The following is a 19158-nucleotide window of genomic DNA, read 5'->3' as shown; positions in this document are numbered from 1 at the left end:
TCTCCCGGGCCCGGCCGAGCTGTGCGGGCGGCTGGGCATCTCCACCGGATCCGCCCCCGATCTCACCGGGCACTTCCCCGACGTCGCCCACGCCCCCCGGCGCAGGATGGCCCTGCCCCGGAGGCGCCGAAGGACACCACGTCAAGACCACCACGGAGGAAACCAGCGCGTGGCACGGGACGGCGCCTCCGAGCCGCTCACCGACAGACCTCTCCCACGGGGAGGATGGCTCTGCGAGAGGTCAGGAGAGGTCGGCAGATCCTGTTTCCTCGGTCGACGGGTTCTCGTCGATGCCCTCTGGGGGCGGCAGATAGTGCGCCAACGGCAGGAAGGCCGGTTGCGCGGAGGGGTCGCCGACGGCATGGGCGCCCACCGCGTTGGCGGCGCGGAGCGCCGTCTCGTGGTCGAGCCCGGAGGTGAGGGCCAGCACCAGCGCGGCGCAGAACGCGTCACCGGCGCCGACCGTGCTGACGACGGCCACCTCGTTGCCGGGGGCAGAGGCGACCCGTCGCCCATGGCTGTAGAGGGCCGAGCCCTCGGCGCCGTAGGTCACCGCGACCAGCTCGGCGTCGGCCAGCTCGGGGATGAGGGCGTACTCGGTCTCGTTGACGACGATCAGGTCGCACCGGTCCACCAGATCACCCGGGAGGGACATGGCCGGGGCGGCGTTCAGGGCGAAGAAGCCCGGTGTCCGCCGGGCGGTCTCCTGCACGGCTCCGAGCTCGATCTCCAGCTGGCAGAGCACGACGTCCTCCGCCGCGAAGGACACGTCGTCGAGGGACACCTCGGCGTTGGCACCGGCGCAGACGGCGATCTGGTTCTCCCCGTGGCGGTCCACGGCGACGAGGGCGGTGCCGGTCGGTGCCACCACGCGTCCGACGCCGGAGACGTCGACTCCGGCGGCCGCCATGCTGCGGAGGACGACGTCGCCGTCCGGGTCGTCGCCGACGGCGCCGACCATCCGGGAGCGACCGGCGAGTCGAGCCGCCGCGACGGCCTGGTTGCCGCCCTTGCCCCCCGGCTGCCGTTGCAGGGTCGCGCCGCCGACGGTCTCTCCGGGAGCGGGCAGCCGCTCGCAGACCGCCGTCAGGTCGATGTTGATGCTGCCCACGACGGTGAGCGCCGGCCGCACGGACTCCTCCGACGAGGACGGGCCGAGCCGGCGCAACGTCCTCAGGAGGTGCGGCGCGAAGTCCTCGGCCAGCTCGAGCACCACCCGGCACCGGGCTCCGGCCGGAGGAGGGTAGCCGGCGTAGCGGCCGCGCATGTCGCAGATCGTCTGGCCGCGCCCGGGACCGTCGGTCGTGTCGACCTGGACCCGGACCACCGGTGCGAGGCCGAGCCGGACGGTGCCGGCCGCCATCGCTGCGGCCAAGGGGTCGTGCACGGCGGACGACGGCCGGCCGAAGACCTCGACGTAGAAGTCGACGTAGCGCTCGAGCATCGCGGCCAGCGGAGGCATCACCGGATGGTCGATGGCGGCGAGCCGCTCCCGCTGGTCCTCGTCCAGGAGGTTGACCATGGTGACGTCCAGCGGCACCAGGGTCACCTCCCACGCGGCACCGAGCACCTCGGCGGCCGCTTCGGGGTCGTGCAGGATGTTGGCCTCGGCGACCGGCGTCCGGTTGCCGGGGACCAGGGCGGCACCGCCCATGACGGTGACGCCGCCCACCAGCCCGGGCAGGGCGGGATCCTGCCGCAGGGCGCGGGCGAGATTGGTCAACGGGCCGATGGCCAGCACCTGGAGCTCGCCCGGATGCTCATGGGCCAGCCGGATCAGCATCGCATCCGCCGATTCGGTCACCGGTTCGGCGTCCGCCCTCGGCAGGTGCACGTCCCCGATGCCGCCGGCGCCGTGCACCTCCGGGCTGCCTCCGCCGAACCGGCTGCCGAGGGGGTGCTGAGCGCCGACCGCGACCGGTATGTCGGACCGGTTCAGCAGGGCCAGCAGATCCACGGTGCTGCGGGCAGCGGTCACGGCGTCGGTGTTGCCGCTGACGGTGCCGACGCCCCGCAGGTCGACCGAGGGCGTGGCCGTCAGATAGGTCAGGGCGACGGCATCGTCGATGCCGGTGTCGCAGTCCAGGTAGAAGGGACGGGCATCCGGATCGGCCATCGCTCTCACCCTCCGGGTCGGTCGATCTCCGGGTCGGTCGATCTTCGAGTCGGTCCATGAAAGGGACCTCGCAACGATCAGGCTAGAGTACCCCGTACCACACCGGCGTCGCCGTTCGCACGGGGCCGACTCCGCACCGACGTCCTTGCCGGCGGCCTGGGCATCCTCGACGGAAGGAAGACGCACATGGTCGACGTGCTCTGGGGCATCGGCGGAATGATCGCTCTCCTCGCCATCGCGGTCCTGTTCTCGGTCGACCGCCGCAGGATCCGGATCCGGACCGTCGCCCTGGCGCTGGCCCTCCAGGTGACTTTCGGCGTGCTCGTGCTCTACGTCCCGGCCGGTCGCGCCGCGCTCGAGACCATGACCCTGGCGGTCCAGGCAGTGATCAACTCCTCCGCCGCCGGCATCGACTTCCTGTTCGGCCCGGTCCTGCCCGAGGAGGGCGGGGTCTTCGCCTTCCAGGTGCTGCCGGTCATCGTGTTCTTCGCGGCCCTGACGTCGGTGCTGTACTACCTCGGCATCCTGCAGTGGGTCGTGAAGATCATCGGCGGCGGGCTGGCGAAGCTCCTCGGCACGACGACACCGGAGTCGATGAACGCGGCCGCCAACATCTTCGTCGGGCAGACCGAGGCGCCGCTGGTCATCCGGCCCTACGTGGCCAGGATGACGCGGTCCGAGCTCTTCGCCGTCATGTGCGGCGGGCTGGCGACCGTGGCCGGCTCGGTGCTCGTGGGCTACTCCCTGCTCGGCGCGCCGCTCGAGTACCTCATCGCCGCCTCGTTCATGGCGGCGCCGGCCGCGCTGCTCATGGCCAAGCTCCTCGTCCCCACCGGGGCGCTGGAGAACGCACCCGCGGGCGGGTCCGCGCGGAACCCGGACGTCGCCGGCGGCCCGGCGAGCGCGGAACAGGACAGCGGTGACCCGGCGCAGGGCGAGCGGGCGGGGCAGGAGCGCCGCGGCGCACGGCGGTGGCTCGCCGGCGGCGCCCGACGCGGGGCGACGTCGCATGCGGCCCTCGAGATCGCCCGCCGGCAGGACGCCCGGGCCGCAGACCAGAGCGACGCCGTCCGGCCCGACGACGTCGCCCGGTCCGCCGACCCGGCGGGGGTGTCCGCGACGGATGCGGCGGGCGACCCCGTCGAGGAGGACGAGGAGCCGGCCAACGTCATCGACGCCGCCGCCCGCGGCGCGTCCGACGGCCTGAGCCTGGCCCTCAACGTCGGTGCGATGCTCATCGCCTTCATCTCGCTCATCGCGCTCGTCAACGTCGTCCTCGGCTCGGTCGGCGGCCTCTTCGGGATGGGCGAGCTCACCCTCGAGCAGCTCTTCGGGTACGTCTTCGCGCCGGTGATGTTCGCCGTCGGCGTCCCCTGGGCCGAGGCCCTCGACGCCGGCAGCTTCCTCGGGCAGAAGCTCGTGCTCAACGAGTTCGTCGCGTTCGCCGACTTCGCCCCGCAGATCGAGAACTACTCAGCGAAGACCCAGGCCGTCGTCACCTTCGCACTGACCGGGTTCGCGAACTTCGGCTCCCTGGCGATCCTCCTCGGCGGGCTCGGTGGCATCGCACCGACCCGCCGCACGGACATCGCCCAGCTCGGCCTGCGGGCCGTGCTCGGCGCGACGCTCGCCAACCTCATGAGCGCCGCGATCGCGGGCATGCTCATCGGCTGACGGGTGGCACGAGAACGGAGTCGTCGTCACGGGCCCGGGTCGGCGGTGCACGGCCCGGTCCGGCGGGCACCGGGGATGCCGTTGCTGCTGACGATGACCGTCCTGGGCTTCTCGGGGTATGCCGCGCTGCTGGCGGTCGCGCCGCTGTGGGCGGTGCACGGCGGCGCCGACACCGTCGGCGCCGGGCTGGTGAACGGCGTGCTGATGCTCTTCACCGTGCTCACGCAGCTGTTCGTCCCCAGTGCGCTGCGCCGCTTCGGCTGGGCCCCGGTCCTCGTCGCGGGCATGCTCCTGCTGGGACTGCCCGCACTGGCGCACGGCATCAGTGATGCGCTCGGGCCCACCCTGGCGCTCTCCGCGGTGCGCGGACTCGGCTTCGGTGTGCTGACCGTGACCGGCAGCGCCCTGGTGGCCGAGCTGGTGAAGCCACAGCGTCGGGGGCAGGCGATCGGTGCCTACGGCCTGGCGATCGCGGGACCACAGATCCTGTTCCTGTCCGCGGGACCCTGGATCGCCGAACAGCTCGGTTTCTGGGTCGTGTTCGCCGTGGCAGCCCTGCCCGTCGTTGCCGTCGTGCCCGCGATCGGTCTGGCCCGGATGGTGGACCACGTCCCGGAGGGGGACGAGGAGGGAGAGCGGGCGCCCTACCGGCGCCTCCTCCCTCCGATGGCGCTGCTGATCGCCGTCACCCTCGCCGGCGGTGCGCTGATCACCTTCATGGCCCAGATGAGCAGCAGCGCCGGGCTGACCGCCCTGGCGCTGCTGCTGATGAGCGTCGCCGCCGCGCTGGCGCGCTGGCGGATCGGCGCATGGTCCGACAGATACGGACCGCGCAGGTTCATCGCACCGCTGGTGCTGGTGACCACGGCAGGCATGGCCGTGCTCGCCTGGGCGGTCCGCGATCCCCGGGCCACGGAGGCCCCGATGCTGATGGTCGGTGCGACGATGGTGGGCATCAGCTACGGCGGCCTGCAGAACCTCACCCTGGTCGTGACCTTCCAAGCAGTCAGCCGGCAGCACTACGGCCCTGCCAGCGCGGTGTGGAACATCGGCTTCGACGCCGGGACCGGGCTCGGTGCGGTCCTGGTCGGAACGGTCGCCGCAGGAACCTCGTTCAGCACCGCACTGCTGGTCGCCGGAGCGGTCTCGCTGCTGACTCTGCCGCTCGCGCTGCGGCGACGCGCTCCCGGGGCGGGGGTGAGCTGACACGGCCCTGTGGACGGACCGGTGGCACGAGGTGCCGAGAAGTCCACCCGGGGGCATCCGGTCACAGAGGCACCGGCCGGCGTGTGGTCACACTTGAGCCGTCCCGTTCGTCGAGCATGGGACAGGGCTGAAGATGGTGGAGGGGTGCAATGGTGGGCATCGTGGACCAGACGGAGATCTTCGAGGCCGAGCGGCCACGCCTGCTGCGCATGGCCGCCCGTGTGCTGGCCGACCGTGCCGAGGCCGAGGACGTCGTGCAGCAGGCCTGGCTCCGGCTGCACCGGAACCGGAGCGACATCGAGAGCCTGCCCGCCTGGCTGACGACCGTGACCACTCGGCTGTGCCTGGACCGGTTGCGGGCACGGATCCCCACCCCCAGCGCCGAGATCGGACCGGCCGCGACCGTCCCCGACCCGGCCGATGACGTCGTGCTGGCCGATGCCGTCGGCGTCGCCCTCCGGCTGGTGCTCGACCGGCTCTCACCCCGGGAGCGCGTCGCGTTCGTCCTGCACGACAGCTTCGGCGTCGAGTTCTCCACGGTCGCCGCGGTCCTCGACGTCACGCCGGTGGCCGCGCGCAAGCTCGCCTCCCGCGCCCGGGCCAAGGTCGGCCAGTCCGCTCCCGGGGGCCGGCTGGCCGAGTGGGAGGTCGTCGACGCGTTCATGGCGGCCGCGAGAACGGGCGACTTCGAGCAGCTGCTGCGCCTGTTGGCCCCGGACGTCGCCGTGACGGCCGACGACGCCGCGATGCTGGCCGGCACCCCGGAGCAGATCAACGGCCGGGGCGAGGTGGCGACGTTCTTCAACGGCAGCGCCCACGCCGCGCTTCCGGTGTTCGTCGGCGACCGCCCCGCCGCCGCGTGGTTCCACCGTGGCGAGGCGAGGGTCCTCTTCGACTTCACCGTCGTCGACGGCCTCGTCGTCCACATCACGTTCCGCGCCGAGCCCGAGGTGCTGGCGCAGGTGGTGCGCCGCGATGGGAGGCGACGACGCGGCTGATCCAGCCGATGGTCACACTCCCCGTGCGCCGCACGTCAGACAGTCGAACGCCAGCACGCTGAACAGGAACACGAGAAAGGGAACCACAGATGAAGACCATGACCTGCCGCCAGCTGGGAGGACCCTGCGACCTCGAGCACCGCGGCGAGACCGCCGACGACGTCATCAACGCCCAGGACCGCCACCTCAAAGAAGCAGTGAAGGCCGGTGACGCCGCCCATCAGGAGGCCCGCGACGCGATGAGGGGCCGCTGGCGGCACCCGAAGCAATCGCTGGGCTGGTACCGCGACATGAAGAAGGCCTTCGCCGATCTCCCCGAGGCCTGACCTCGTTTCACCACCGGAGCAGCGACACGAGAGCGAGAACCACATGACAATGACGAGAGAACCGGCGGCCGCGCCACCGGGAAGAGGTACGGAGGACTCGTCCCCGGCACCTTGCCCCGAGCCCGTGCACGACCAGGAAGTACCCGGTGGGGTGGTACACGAGCTGCCGGCGGACCTGCGCGAGGCCTTGACCGCCGACGCCTCGGTACTCGCTGCTTGGAAGGACATCACGCCCCTGGCACGCAACGAGTTCATCTGCTGGGTGGAGGCTGCCAAGCAGGAGGGTACTCGACAGCGCCGGATCCGCCGGACCCGGGAGGAACTGGAGGAGGGCCGGCGCCGGCCCTGCTGCTGGCCGGGATGTCGGCACCGGGAACGCACGGGCGGATGACACAGCAACCGTGCGTGAACGGGATCTCCTCCTGGAACGCCCCTCCCGTGGAGGAGGTCCGGTAGTCGCCCCTACCGGTGGCCACACGGTGGACGGGCCCATGTCGTTGCGTCAGACTGGATTCCAGGCCAAGCGACACCACGCCACCGGAAGAGGACCTGATCCTCCATGGAGCATCTCAGCCACTTCGCCCGCGAGTTCTTGAAGGCGCTGAGGAATCTGCTGCCCATCGCGGCCGTCGTCGCGCTCTTCCAGCTGGTGGTCTTCCGTCAGATGCCCGAGGACCCGTTGCAGTTGGTGGCCGGGCTGCTGATCGTGGGCGTGGGCATCGCACTGTTCCTCCAGGGCCTGGATCTGAGTGTCTTCCCGGTGGGCAAGAACCTGGCCAACCAGTTCACCCGCCGCGGCGCACTGGCTCTGCTGCTGCCGTTCGGCTTCGCCATCGGGTTCGCCGCCTCGGTCGCCGAACCGGCGCTGATCGCGGTGGCCGGACAGGCCGAGCTGATCAGCGAGGGCCGGATCAGCAGTCTGATCCTGCGTCTGGTCGTGGCCGTGTCCGTGGGGCTGGTCCTGGTCCTGGGCATCCTGCGCGTGCTGCGGGGGTGGCCGGTCCACCGGTTGCTGATCGGCGGCTACGCCCTCGTCCTGGCCGTCACGTTCGTGGCACCACCACAGATCGTGGGTCTGGCCTATGACTCCGGGGGTGTGACCACCAACGTCGTGACCGTGCCCCTGATCGCCGCGATCGGGATCGGGCTGGCCAACTCGATCCGGGGCCGCAGCGCCCTCACCGACGGCTTCGGGCTGGTGGCACTGTGCGTGATGGTGCCGATGGTCGGGGTCCAGTTCTACGGGATCTGGGTCTACGCCTTCGGTGACCCCGGGGCCGTCCCGGAACCCGGACCAGCAGAACAGACGATCCCGTGGGTCGTGGAGCACCTGCTGGGCCTGGCGCAGATGATCCGTGACGTGGCGCCGATGGTGGTCGTGGTCCTGTTCTTCCAGTACGTCGCGCTGCGGCACCGGCTCGCCCACCCGGTCCGGGTGGGCGTCGGGTTCGTGATGGTCCTGGTGGGTCTCTACGCCTTCGTGGTCGGGCTGAAGATGGGCCTCTTCCCGCTGGGCACACAGATGGCCGAGCAGCTGATCGAGCGCGGCGCACCGATGCTGATCCTGCTGTTCGCCCTGCTCATCGGCTTCGCCACCACCATGGCCGAACCGGCCCTGGTGGCCATCGCCGATCAGGCCCAGGACGTCTCACCGGCCGGGATCAGCGCCACCGCCATCCGCCTTGTCGTTGCCCTCGGGGTGGCGATCGGCATCACCGTGGGCGTCTACCGCATCCTGGCCGGCGGGCCCCTGCACTACTTCATCATGGCCTCCTACGCCCTGGTGATCCTCCTGGTGGCCCTGGCCCCGAAGTACATCGTGGCCCTGGCCTTCGACCTCGGCGGGGTGACCACCTCGGAGGTCACCGTTCCCCTGGTGACCGCCCTGGGCATCGGGCTGGCCGGGGCGATCGAGGGTCGCAGCGCCCTGATCGACGGCTTCGGGCTGATCGCTTTCGCCTCCATCTTCCCGATCGTCTCCGTACTGGTGTATGCCATGGTCCTGGAGGCAGTTTCCCGCCGGCGGAAGGAACCGTCATGAAGTTCACCACCGTGATCGCCATCGTTCCCGACGAGCTGGAGGACACCGCGATCGCGGTCGCCCAGCACGCCGGGGCCACCGGAGTGACCATCCTCCCGGGCAAGGGCATCGGCGGTCAGGCCAAGAAGACGTTCTTCGGGCTGATCTTCGAAGGCTCCCAGTCGGTCCTGCTGATGGTCGTGGGCACGCACCTGGCCACACCGATCCTCAAGGCCCTGCACGAGATCCTCGTCGACGGGGACGGCTCCCGTGGCCTGGCCTTCTCCGTCCCGATCGAGCACCTCACCGGGATCGACATCCGTCAGGTCGCCCGGTTCGAGGAGTACATGCGCCGGGAGGACACGTGAACCGGCGTTCTTCCCAGCACCCGTCGCCCCCACTGGGCCCCTCGAGGAGGACCCCATGCTGACCGTCCGAGACGTCATGGTTCCCGACGTCATCACCATCTCCCCCTACGCCACCCTGCGCGAGGCGCTGTCGACCATGCGCACCCGTCAGGTCAAGAGCCTGGTGGTGGAACGCCAGCACGTCCACGACGCCTACGGGCTGCTCAGCTACAGCGAGCTGCTGCGTGCCGTCGTGGCCGAAGAGGGCGACGTGGACCTGCTCAACGTCTACGACGCCGCGGTGAAACCGGCCGTGACCGTGGGCGAGGACCTGTCCGTGCGCCAAGCCGCGGCCCTGATGACCCGCTTCCACCTCAACCGCCTGGTCGTGGTCCGCGGCAACGAGCTCATCGGCCTGCTGGCGATGAACGACATCCTCGCCCGGATGATCGACGAGCTGATCCGATGAGCCGTCACCCGGTGGCACCGCAGAACCTCTCGGCCCGGTCCCGGACCGGCCCTGCCCCGCCTCCCGGGAGCACAGCGCCCCGGGGTCGCCCCAGGGTCATCCCCGGGGAGGGAAAGGCCTGAATGCCCGACCACCTGATGCGAGTCATCGGCGCCGTCGGCGCAGTCATCATTGCCCTCACCCTCCTGGTGGGCGTCCACCTGCTGATCACCGAACGCAACTGGTTCTTCCTCGCCGCCGGCCTCTGGGCAGCGCTGTCGGCCGGGGTCATCATCAGGGACCACCGTCGCGGCCCCGAGGACCACCCCGTGGACGAGGACTAGCGCAGAACGCCGATCACTCCGGCCGGTGGCGCGGCTCGGACACCGGCTCGCCGGCGGCGACGTCGGTGAAGTACCGCTGGACCGCCCCCTCCTGCTCACAGGGGGCGACGACGAGCAGCTGGTCACCGCGGTGCAGCACGGTGGCCTCCTGCGCAGGGAAGCACGTGCGCCCGCGCATCACCAAGGCGATGACCGTGTCCGGGGGCAGGTCCAGAGTCCGCAGGGGGACCCCGGTGAACCGGGACTCCTCGGTGAGCGTGATCTTGAACAGGTCCGCGCGCTGCTCGTCCATCGGGGCCGGTTCGATCTGCACCGCTGTGCCGGCTTCGGCGTCGACCAGTCCCAGACGGCGGGCCACCCAGGGCAGCGACGGGGCCTGCAGGGCCGTATAGACGATCACGAACACCAGCACCACGTCGAACAGGGCATCGGCGCTGTCGGCCTGGGCGGCCATGGGCACGGTGGCCAGGATGATCGGGACCGCCCCGCGCAGCCCGGCCCAGGACAGGAAGAGCTGCTCGCGCCAGGGCAGCCGGAACCACACCGCGCACGCCACCACCGCGATCGGGCGCACCACGAAGGTCAGGAACAGCCCCGCGACCACACCGGTCAGCACGGTGTCCCAGGTGATCCGGCTCGGGCTCGCCAGCAGCCCGAGCATCACGAACAACCCGATCTGGGCGATCCACCCCGTGCCCTCGGCAAAGGCCTGGGTGGCATGGCGGTGCGGCAGACGGCCGTTGCCCAGTACCATCGCGCAGATGTAGACCGCGGCGAACCCCGAGACGCTGATCTGGGTGGCGACACCGTAGGCCAGCACCGACCAGGACAGGGCAGCCAACGGATACAGGCCGGCCGCCGGCAGTGCGATCCGGCGCAGGACGAACACCCCGAGGAAACCGAAGAGCACCCCCAGCAGGATGCCCCCGGCGAACTGGACCACGACCATCCCGGCCACCCCGGCTATCCCGCCGGCCGGTTGCTCACCGACCGCCACCGCCGTGGCTGCGGTCACGATCAGCACCGTCGGGGCGTCGTTGAGCCCGGACTCCCCCTCGAGCGCGGCGCGCAGGCGCCCGGGCAGCGGGACGCCGCGCAGCACGGAGAACACCGCGGCCGCGTCCGTGCCGGCGTTGACCGCGCCGAACAGCAGCGCGAGGACCAGCGGAAAACCCAGGGCGTAGTGGCCGATGACCGTCATCAGACCGATCGTGATGACCACCCCGACCGTGGCCAGCACCGTGGCCAGCCCGATCGCGGGCCGGATGTCCTCCCACCTCGTGGTCAGTCCGCCCTCGGCCAGGATCAGCACCAGGGCCGCGTACCCCAGTCCCTGGGCGATCGTGGCGTCGTCGAACTGGAACCCGAACCCTGATTCACCCAGCACCATGCCGAAGAACAGGAACAGCAACAGCGCCGGCAGACCCAGCCGGGAACCCACACGCACACCACCGATGGCCACCAGAGTCACGAGCGGGGCGATGAGCATGACGAAGTTGATGGCATCCACGCCGTCCATCGTCCCACCCCGACGTGACGACCCGGTGTGTGGGTCCCGGGCCGGCAGCAGGGGCTGATGGGTCGTTCCGCTCGAGAGCTGCCCCTCCGAGCCCGGCTCCTGGAACGCTTCGCACGGAGGTGGGTGGATTGCCGTGGCCGGGTCACGGCGAGGTCGATCCCCTGCTCCCGGGAGGGTTGCGGGGGTGCCGCACGTGGGTGGCGCGACGGTAGGCGGTGGGGCTGGCGCCGTAGCTCCTGGTGAAGGCGGTGCTGAAGGTGAAGGCGCTGCTGTAGCCGACCTCGGCGGCGATGGTGGCGGTGGTGGCGGTGCTGTCCACGAGCCGGTCGGCGGCCAGGGCCAGACGCCAGGTGGTGAGGTAGGCCATCGGGGGCTGCCCGACGGCGGCGCGGAAGCGAGCGGCCAGGGTGGCTCGGGAGACGTGGACCCGCCGGGCCAGCTCCGCCACGGTCCACGGGCCGGCCGGCTGCTCGTGGAGCAGGGCCAGAGCCTGGGAGACCACGGGGTCACCGGTGCCGGCCACCCAGCTCGGGAGGCTTGCCCCGGCGCGGCGCGCCCAGGCCCGCACGAGATCCAGCAGCAGCAGGTCCAGGATCCGGTCCAGGGCGATCTCCTGTCCCGGGCCCGCGGTGGTGAGCTCGCGCTCCAGCAACCCCCGCAGTGCCGGGTCGGTCTCCTGCTGGGTGAACACGGCCAGGGGCGGGAGAGCCGAGGTGACCAGAGCGCCGACGGCCGCCTCGGACCGGTAGGTGCCGATCAGCATCACCGTGTCCCCCTCGGCGCTGTTGCCCCAGGTCCGCACCCCGTGGGCCATGGTGGTCCCCAGATGCTCCCCGTCCGGGGTGCGGCAGGACTGGCCGGGGTCGATCACCACGGTGGGCGCCCGGTGCGCGGTGTCGGCGACCCGATAGGGCCCGAGCCCGCGGACGGCGGCGGCCTGCCCGGGGCCCAGGGATTGCGGGGCGGCGTGGTCGGGGACGATCCAGGCCTGTCCGCGCACGGGGACGATCACGGTCAGGGCCGCCTCGTCGCGCACCTCGATGGCGAAGGGCGGGTCCATCACCACGCGCAGGGCGAAGGCGGCTCGGGCCCGGGGGCCGGTGAGGAACCGCGACAGAGGATCCACACCCCTCATCCTAGACGGCAGAAGATGCCCAGTGGACGATAAGTCATTCACCGTCCAACGAGGAGAGGCCACGCTGGGGGCATGACCACGACTCCTGTTCCTGCTCCCGTCCTCGTCACCAGCGGTACCGGGCGCACCGGTACCCGCCCGGCCCGCCGCCCCACCGACCGGGGAGCGCCAGCGCGCATCGGTTTCCGCCGGGTCCCGGTCCCCGTCGATCGGCACGACTCCAGCACCGGGGCCCGGGCCCTGGACCGGGAGCCCACCGACCTCACCGCCCACGCCACCCGGACCGCCGTCACCGGGATCGGGGCCGCCCCCGCCGCCCAGCAGGTCGGACCGTGACCGGGTGGGTCCCGGTGGCCGCCGGGGTGGGATCGGGACTGGTCGGCGGGTTCTACGTCGCCTTCTCCGCCGTGGTGATCCCGGCCCTGCGCCGCCGGCCGGCGGAAGAGGCGACCGCCACCATGGTCGCCATCAACGAGGCGGCCGTGCGAGCCCCGTTCATGGTCCTCTTCTTCGGCACGGCCGCAGCCTGCGGAGCCACCACGGTCGGCGCATTGACCGACCCACACATCCATTCGCTGCTCCGGGTCGCCGGATCAGCGGCCTACCTGGCCGGATGGGCCTCGACCATGGCCGTCAACGTGCCCCTCAACAACCGTCTGGCCAGAGACGGCGCCGTCCAGTGGCGGGACTACCAGCAGTCCTGGGCCCGGGCCAACCACGTCCGTGCCCTGCTCTCGATCGCCGGCGCCGCGGGGCTGCTGCTCCCCACTCGGCCCTGACCGCCACCACCCCGGCACCGGTCTCGCAGCGACCTGCCACGACCGCCTGGTCCTCGCACCGTGGTGCAGTGCGCGGCGGAACACTGCCGTTCCGGGTCCGGGGCGGAACGGGACTCAGACATGTGCGCCGCAGCGCCGCGCGGCGAGCAGGGCGAGTGAACGGGCCACCCGGACGAGTTCGGTGATGTCGACCCGTTCGCGGGGGCCGTGGGCGAGACGGACGTCACCGGGTCCGTAGTGGAGGGTGGGAATTCCCCCCAGGCCGGCGTAGAGGCGCAGATCGCTTCCGTAGGGTACGGCGCCCACCGAGGCGGCGCGACCCTCGACGTCCCGGATGGACGCGAGGATCTCGTGCGCCAACGGGTGCGTGGAGTCGAAGCGGCCACTGGCGAACTGGCCGCCGGGCCACGACACCTCGACCAGGTGATCGCGCAGCCAGCAGTCGCGAGCACAGGCTTCGGCCACTGCTCGTTCGACTGCGCGGCGGGCGGCACCCGGAACCTCGTCGAGCTGGACCCCGAGCCGCCCCCGGGCGACCAGGAGATCCGGGACGCTGCTGGCCCAGTCCCCGGCACGGAGTGTGCCGACGGAGATCGGACATGGCAGGGGATTGCCGTCGAAGAGCGGATGGGGGTGCGCGTTGCGCTCGCGCTCGAGGTCGACGACGGCGGCGTGGACCGGGAGGAAGGCCTCGAACGCGCTGTGACCGGCCAGCCGGGAGCTTCCGTGCGTGGCAAGACCAGCCACCCGCAGCTCGAAGGTCAGAGCTCCCGCACTGGCGGTCACGACCTGTCCGCCGGTGGGCTCGGTGATCACGGCCGCCTCGCCGCGGTGCCCACGCAGCATCGTCGCGAACGCACCGAGTCCGCCATCCTCCTCGCTGACCACCGCGTGGGCCGCGACCGGTCTCTCCAACCTCACGCCCGAGGCGCGCAGAGCGCGGAGGACGGCCAGGTTCGCTGCCGCTCCGGCCTTCATGTCGCAGGCACCGCGGCCGTGGACGGCGTGGTGCCTGACCGCGCCGCTCCAGGGGTCGCGGTCGCCCCAGGTGTCGAGATCCCCGGTGGGCACGACGTCGACGTGGCCCTGGAGGACGAGCGCGGGAGCTCCGGCGGGCCCGAGCACGCCGACGGTGCCGTACCCCTCCGTGCGAGGTGCCTCGCGGCCCGGGTAGTCCTGCTGGGCGGCAAGCTCGTCCAGGTCCAGCTGCCAGTGGTCGACGTCGCATCCGAGTGTCGAGAGTTCATGGGCGTGCCAGTGCTGGAGCTCGGACTCGGCAGCGCTGCCCGTCACGCTGGGGATCCTGATCATCGTCACCAGGCCGTCGACGAGTCGCTGCTCGTCGACGGCCTCGAGGACGCGGGCTTCGGCGTGCCTCAGGCCGGATGCCGCCACTCGGGGGTCAGCCATAGCACCGAACGCAGCCACTCGGCGAGCCCGACAGAATAGCGGGAAATCGAACAGTCCGTCATGGCCTGTATGTCATGCTCCAACCGCAGCAGCTCCGGGTCCTCGTCGCCGTCCGCGACCACGGCTCGTTGACCCGGGCCGCGCAGACACTGGGCTACGGCGTGCCGACCATCGCGCACCACCTCGCGTCCCTGGAACGCCACTTCAAGGTCCAGCTGGTCGAGCGCGACCGCCGCGGTGCGCGGCTCACCGCACTGGGTGCCGTGCTCGTCGGCGAGGCCGAGGAGATCCTTGCGCGTCTGGACCAGGCGGAGCGACTCGTGACCACGCAGCGCGACCTCGGCCTGACCACCATCCGTGTCGGCACCTTCGCCTCCATCGGGTCACAGCTGCTGCCTCGCGGCATCCGTCAGCTGAGATCGCTGATGCGCGTGCAGGTCGAGGTCGTGGAGGCCGAGCCCACCGACGTCGTCGAGCAGCTGCAGGCCGGAGAACTCCACGCCGGTCTGATGTATGACTCCGCCGAGGAACCGGCCTTCGCCACACCCGACCTCACACTGACCGTGCTGCTCGAAGAGCCCTACCGTGTGCTCGTGGCCGACAACGGCCACTACGCCGGCCAGGCGGAGCTCGACCTCGCCGACCTCGCCGATGCCGACTGGATCGGCAGCCGCGACGAGGACGAGACATCGGATCGGGTCCTGCGCCGAGCCTGTCGCCACGCCGGATTCGACCCCCACATCCTGATGCGCACGGACGACCTGAACATGATCCACGGGCTCGTCGCCGAAGGACTGGGGTGCGCTCTCGCGACGCAGGCCGCCGTGGACACCCGGTTCGCCGTCGTCACGCGTCCCACGGTTCAGGGGCTGGGGCTCCGAAGAACCTCCTTCGTCCGCAAGAGCAGTGCGGTTTCCCAGGCAGTCGACGAGCTCCACCGCATCCTGGTCAGCTTGCTGCCGCGCACCCCGAACTGATCCGGCGGTTCCCTGCGACGGCACCGGCCGAGCGGTTCGCTCGTCCAGGACGGAACAGCCCCCGACCCGCAGGACCGCACCTCCGCCGGCTGGGGGCCTCCCCCTGTGGTGTCTGCGCTCCCGGACCCGCGGGGGCGGGACCACCACGGAGACCGGTGCGGCTAGGACAGACCCCGCGCCGCCTGTCCCATGCGGGTCAGCGCCTCGGTGAGGACGTCCTGCGAGGTGGCGAAGTTCAGGCGCACGTGTCCGTCGCCGCCGGTGCCGAAGACGTGCCCGGAGCTCAGGGCGACCCGGGAGCGGTCGAGGAACATCTGGGCGGTGGCGGCCATCTCCGAGACGACGGCGAGCCCCTCGGGGCGGTCGCCGGACTCCAGGCCCAGCGAGCGGCAGTCCAGCCACGCCAGATAGGTGCCCTGCGGCGGGGTGTGCCGCACGCCCGGCAGGTGCTGTGCCAGCAGGCGGGACAGCAGCGCCCGGTTGGCGTCCAGGCCGTCGAGGAGCGCGTCCAGCCACGCCTCCCCTTCCGCGAAGGCAGCGGTGTGGGCGATGATCCCGAGGTGACTGGGACCGTGACCGACCTCCTCGGGCATGCGCCGCAGGTCCGCGGCCGCCTCCGGGCCGGCGACGGCGAGGGCGGCCTTGAGCCCGGCGAGGTTCCACCCCTTGGAGGCCGACATCAGCGCGAACGCGTCCTCGGCACCGGGCACGCTCAGATACGGGGTGAACCGGGCCCCGGGCAGCACCAGGGGCGCGTGGATCTCGTCGGCGACCACCCGCACCCCGTACCGGCGGGCCAGCTCGGCCACCGCGGCCAGCTCCTCAGCAGTGTGGACGGTCCCGGTGGGATTGTGGGGATTGCTCAGCAGGTAGGCGACCCTGCCCCCGCGCGCCCGCGCGCGCCGGAACACTGCCTCCAGGACGTCCGGATCGATCCGCAGATCATCGCCCAGCGGTGCCTCCACGACACGGCGGGCGTCGTGGGAGACGAAGGCGTAGAAGGGGGCGTAGACCGGGGCGTTCACCACGACCGCGTCCCCCGGATCGGTCAGCAGGCGCAGCAGCTCGACCGCCCCCAGCATGACGTCCGGGACGACGGCGGTGCGCTCCACCGCGATCCCGTCCCACTGCCACCGCCGCCCGGCGAAGGCGCTCAGCGCCTCGGCGTAGTCGGTGCCGGCCGGATATCCGGTGTCACCGAGGTCGACGGCCTCGTGCACGGCCCGGGCCACCGCCGGGGCCAGGGAGACGTCCATCTCCGCCACCCACAGCGGCAGCACGTCCTCGGGATGGGCCCGCCACTTGATGCTGGTGCGCCGGCGCAGCTGGTCCAGCGACAGCGTCTCCAGGGGATTCGGCACTGCCTCCGTCATCACGGAACACTCCTGACCACCGGATCGACCATCAGCGGCTGGCGATCCTCCGGGTCACACCACCAGCGCTCAGCGCCTACGATGCCACAGCCGGCCGTGCGCGCCGGTCCCCGCTGCCCGTGCTCGTCCGGGAACACCCGGGCGCCGACCACCACGATGGGAGCAGCCGGCACGGCAGCGCGTGAGCGGCCTGGGGCCGCGGACCGATCGAGACGGTGGTGATGTCGCGGACCGTCCCGCCGGGTCAGTGGGGGCTGCGACCGGCCAGTCGGCGCACGTGGCCGGTGACGATGGCCGCGGCCCGTGCGGCCGTCATCCGCCCCGGCTCCGTGGCCCGAGCGATGGCCAGCCCGTCCAGGAGCGCCAGCAGTTCCGCGGCATCGTCGGCGGTGGTGGCCGGGTTCACCTGTGCCAGCAGACGTGCCAGCGCGTCCTCGAGGGTCTGCCACGCCGAGCGGTGGGCCGCGGCGATGACCGGGTCGGTGCAGGCCAGCGAGGTGAACGCGAGCCACACCACCGCCGCCGGGCGCGCGGCGTCCTCCACCCCGGCGAGCATCCGGCAGGCTGCCAACAGGTTCTCCTGCGCGGGCTTCGTCAGGTCGATCTGCTCGAGCAGGCCGGCGGTGATCCGGGCCGAGACGTGGTCCATGGCCGCGTGCACCAGCCGGCTGCGGGTGGGATAGGAGTGCTGCACCGCCCCGACCGACACCCCCGCCTCCTGAGCCACGGCCCGCACCCTGACCCGGTCCACGCCCTGCTCGACGAGCACCCGCACCACCGCCTCGAGAATGCGCTCCCGGGTGTCCTCGGGCATGTCCTGACCTCCCCCTTTGTCAATACACTTGTATTGTAAGGTCGTGGCATGAGCAAACAGCAAGTGGCCGGATGGTGCTGGGTCCTGGCCGCTGTTCTGGTCCCGGTGCAGATCCTGGTGGCCGCCCAGTGGCCGCAACCGTACTCCTGGCGCTCCCACCTCATCAGCGACCTCGGAGCCACCATGTGCGGCACCGCCGATGCCGGTCATCGGACGGAGCGCTACGTCTGCTCGCCCTGGCACGTCCTCGCCAACGCCGCAACGGTCGCCAACGGGCTCACGCTGACGCTGGGGGCCGTGCTGCTGTGGTCCGTGTGGCCTCGCCGGCGCAGCGGCCGGGCCGGCTCCGTGCTGCTGGCTCTGGGCGGGATGTGCGTGGTGGGAGTGGGCTTGACCCCCTGGGATCGCCAGCCCGACCTCCACAACCTTCTCGCGCTGGTGCAGGCGCCCCTGCAGTGGGTGGGCATGGCCCTGCTGGTCCGGGCGACCTGGAACACGGCGCTGTCCCGCGTGGTGCCCGTGGCCACCGCCGTGGGCCTCCTGGTCTCGGTGGCAGGTTTCGCCCTGTTCCTCGACGCGGTCGGCGGCGGAGCCTCCCAGGATCTGGGACTGGGCCTGACCGAGCGCCTGGCCTTCGACACCCTCACGCTCTGGAGCGCGGCGCTCGGGCTCGCCTGGCTCGTCTCCGACCACCAACCCCGGATGCGCCCCGCCACGCACGCATGACCCGTCACCCCGGCTGAGACCGTGGCCGCCACCACGGCGACGCTGAGCATGGTCCGTCGGAGATTCATGACTGTTCCTGCCAGGGACCGCCGGAACTGCCCCCGGGGAGCGTCCGTGGCCGGAGCCGCCCAGATGCTCCCCGGCAGGGGTCGGTCAGGGCGAGGTTCCCGGCAGGCACACCCGTCCACGGACCGATTCGCTCCGAACCCTTGGTGAACGACCGGCACCCGCAGGTCTCAGCGCTCCGGGCACCACGGCAGCGGCCCGGAGGGCCGGTGCTCCCGTCGACGACGGGGCGGAGCCCGGGGCATCGACGGAGGGGACCCGACATGGTGCGGACGGCATCAGTGCAGCAGCGTCCACGGCAGGCCGGGGAGGCGGTGCCGCGCTGGACCCGGGACGACTCCACCACCGCCATCGCCCCGGACCCGGCCGTCCTGCCGTAGACCTGAAGGGGGCGGAAGCCGCCCTTGCCGTCCTGCTCGCCACGGTCGACCACGAAGACCGCCGGTGACACGTCCAAGGAGCCGTTCTCACGCTGACCCAGGTGCAGCAGCTGCGACTCGGCCCCGTCGGCCCCGGTATCCGTGAGGATCCCGGGGCCGACGGGGCCGAGTCCGTGAGCGGGAGAAAAACAGTCGCCGCGCAGGTGGTGAAACCTGCGCGGCGACCCTATCGGGATTCCGTCATCGGAATCGAGGCCTCGGATCGGCTGGGATCAGCCGGGACGGGCTCAGGCGCGGGCGCGGCGGCGGGCCACCAGCGCGGAACCGGCCACGGCCAGGACCCCGACACCGGCCACGGCGATGCCGGCGGCAGCACCGTTGCCGGTGGCGGTCTCCACGCCGGTGTCGGCGCCGCCCTCGGGCATCGCACCCATCTGGGCGGCGGTCAGGGTGCCGCAGGCGGCCGGCAGGGTCGCGGCCGCGGGCAGCGCCGGGTCCAG

General features: G+C 71.8%; 19 protein-coding genes and 2 pseudogenes. 13 read left to right on the top strand and 8 right to left on the bottom strand.

Annotated elements, in window-relative coordinates; translation table 11 throughout:
* Positions 1–241: 241 nt before the first annotated feature.
* Positions 242–1168 carry a ribokinase gene (locus RE027_RS12205; protein WP_438612435.1) on the bottom strand — a complete coding sequence of 309 codons (927 nt, stop codon included), beginning with the start codon at positions 1166–1168 and terminating at the stop codon, positions 242–244.
* A gap of 51 nt (positions 1169–1219) precedes the next feature.
* A pseudogene (locus RE027_RS12200) lies at positions 1220–2116 on the bottom strand (nucleoside hydrolase); the annotation flags it as partial.
* A gap of 186 nt (positions 2117–2302) precedes the next feature.
* Between RE027_RS12200 and RE027_RS12195 the strand changes: the two are divergent.
* The 9 genes from RE027_RS12195 to RE027_RS12155 all read left to right on the top strand — a co-directional run bounded on the left by RE027_RS12195 (position 2303) and on the right by RE027_RS12155 (position 9479).
* Positions 2303–3790, top strand: a complete 1488-nt coding sequence (locus tag RE027_RS12195) for a NupC/NupG family nucleoside CNT transporter (protein ID WP_368808539.1) — start codon at positions 2303–2305, stop codon at positions 3788–3790.
* A 75-nt stretch (positions 3791–3865) separates the two neighbouring features.
* The gene (locus RE027_RS12190; RefSeq protein WP_368808538.1) at positions 3866–4996 is read left to right on the top strand and encodes an MFS transporter; all 1131 of its coding nucleotides are present in this window, start codon (positions 3866–3868) and stop codon (positions 4994–4996) included.
* Between the two features lie 149 nt (positions 4997–5145).
* A complete protein-coding gene (locus RE027_RS12185) occupies positions 5146–5994 on the top strand; it encodes a sigma-70 family RNA polymerase sigma factor (protein ID WP_368808537.1) in 849 nt (282 codons plus the stop codon).
* An 89-nt stretch (positions 5995–6083) separates the two neighbouring features.
* Positions 6084–6320, top strand: coding sequence for a DUF1059 domain-containing protein (locus RE027_RS12180; protein WP_368808536.1), 237 nt, complete (start codon positions 6084–6086; stop codon positions 6318–6320).
* Between the two features lie 43 nt (positions 6321–6363).
* A complete protein-coding gene (locus RE027_RS12175; RefSeq protein WP_368808535.1) occupies positions 6364–6711 on the top strand; it encodes a YdeI/OmpD-associated family protein in 348 nt (115 codons plus the stop codon).
* 168 nt (positions 6712–6879) lie between these two features.
* A complete protein-coding gene (locus RE027_RS12170) occupies positions 6880–8361 on the top strand; it encodes a DUF1538 domain-containing protein (RefSeq protein WP_368808534.1) in 1482 nt (493 codons plus the stop codon).
* Positions 8358–8708 (top strand): P-II family nitrogen regulator, encoded by a 351-nt coding sequence (locus tag RE027_RS12165; RefSeq protein WP_368808533.1) that lies wholly within the window; start codon positions 8358–8360, stop codon positions 8706–8708. The genes RE027_RS12170 and RE027_RS12165 overlap by 4 nt, the downstream gene beginning before the upstream one ends.
* Positions 8709–8763: 55 nt before the next feature.
* On the top strand, positions 8764–9156 hold the full coding sequence (locus RE027_RS12160) for a CBS domain-containing protein (protein ID WP_368808532.1): 393 nt from the start codon (positions 8764–8766) through the stop codon (positions 9154–9156).
* A 122-nt stretch (positions 9157–9278) separates the two neighbouring features.
* Positions 9279–9479: a hypothetical protein gene (locus RE027_RS12155; RefSeq protein ID WP_368808531.1), complete on the top strand. Its 201-nt coding sequence runs from the start codon at positions 9279–9281 to the stop codon at positions 9477–9479.
* Between the two features lie 13 nt (positions 9480–9492).
* Here the strand turns inward: RE027_RS12155 and RE027_RS12150 are convergent, their stop codons facing one another.
* The gene (locus tag RE027_RS12150) at positions 9493–10989 is read right to left on the bottom strand and encodes a potassium/proton antiporter (protein WP_368808530.1); all 1497 of its coding nucleotides are present in this window, start codon (positions 10987–10989) and stop codon (positions 9493–9495) included.
* A 151-nt stretch (positions 10990–11140) separates the two neighbouring features.
* On the bottom strand, positions 11141–12124 hold the full coding sequence (locus RE027_RS12145; protein ID WP_368808529.1) for an AraC family transcriptional regulator: 984 nt from the start codon (positions 12122–12124) through the stop codon (positions 11141–11143).
* A gap of 81 nt (positions 12125–12205) precedes the next feature.
* Between RE027_RS12145 and RE027_RS12140 the strand changes: the two genes are divergently transcribed.
* A complete protein-coding gene (locus RE027_RS12140) occupies positions 12206–12469 on the top strand; it encodes a hypothetical protein (RefSeq protein ID WP_368808528.1) in 264 nt (87 codons plus the stop codon).
* On the top strand, positions 12466–12912 hold the full coding sequence (locus tag RE027_RS12135) for an anthrone oxygenase family protein (RefSeq protein ID WP_368808527.1): 447 nt from the start codon (positions 12466–12468) through the stop codon (positions 12910–12912). The genes RE027_RS12140 and RE027_RS12135 overlap by 4 nt, the downstream gene beginning before the upstream one ends.
* 114 nt (positions 12913–13026) lie before the next feature.
* Here the strand turns inward: RE027_RS12135 and RE027_RS12130 are convergent, their stop codons facing one another.
* Positions 13027–14322, bottom strand: a complete 1296-nt coding sequence (locus RE027_RS12130; RefSeq protein ID WP_368808526.1) for an ArgE/DapE family deacylase — start codon at positions 14320–14322, stop codon at positions 13027–13029.
* 74 nt (positions 14323–14396) lie between these two features.
* Between RE027_RS12130 and RE027_RS12125 the strand changes: the two genes are divergently transcribed.
* Positions 14397–15299 carry a LysR family transcriptional regulator gene (locus RE027_RS12125; protein WP_368808525.1) on the top strand — a complete coding sequence of 301 codons (903 nt, stop codon included), beginning with the start codon at positions 14397–14399 and terminating at the stop codon, positions 15297–15299.
* 161 nt (positions 15300–15460) lie between these two features.
* On the opposite strand, the gene RE027_RS12120 is transcribed toward RE027_RS12125, so the two are convergent.
* Entirely contained in the window at positions 15461–16672 is a 1212-nt protein-coding gene (locus RE027_RS12120; RefSeq protein ID WP_368808630.1) for a MalY/PatB family protein, read from the bottom strand.
* Positions 16673–16916: 244 nt separating this feature from the next.
* A complete protein-coding gene (locus RE027_RS12115; RefSeq protein WP_368808524.1) occupies positions 16917–17486 on the bottom strand; it encodes a TetR/AcrR family transcriptional regulator in 570 nt (189 codons plus the stop codon).
* Between the two features lie 48 nt (positions 17487–17534).
* Here RE027_RS12115 and RE027_RS12110 point away from each other — a divergent pair, with 48 nt between their 5' ends.
* The gene (locus RE027_RS12110) at positions 17535–18212 is read left to right on the top strand and encodes a DUF998 domain-containing protein (protein ID WP_368808523.1); all 678 of its coding nucleotides are present in this window, start codon (positions 17535–17537) and stop codon (positions 18210–18212) included.
* Positions 18213–18945: 733 nt separating this feature from the next.
* Here RE027_RS12110 and RE027_RS12105 read toward each other — a convergent pair.
* Positions 18946–19158, bottom strand: a pseudogene (locus RE027_RS12105) (hypothetical protein); the annotation flags it as partial.

It is taken from the genome of Kocuria sabuli (assembly GCF_040981185.1).
In the GTDB taxonomy this organism is placed as follows: Bacteria; Actinomycetota; Actinomycetes; order Actinomycetales; family Micrococcaceae; genus Kocuria; species Kocuria sabuli.
The sequence above is the reverse complement of the archived record's forward strand: the minus strand, read 5'-3'. Positions and strand labels throughout refer to the sequence as shown.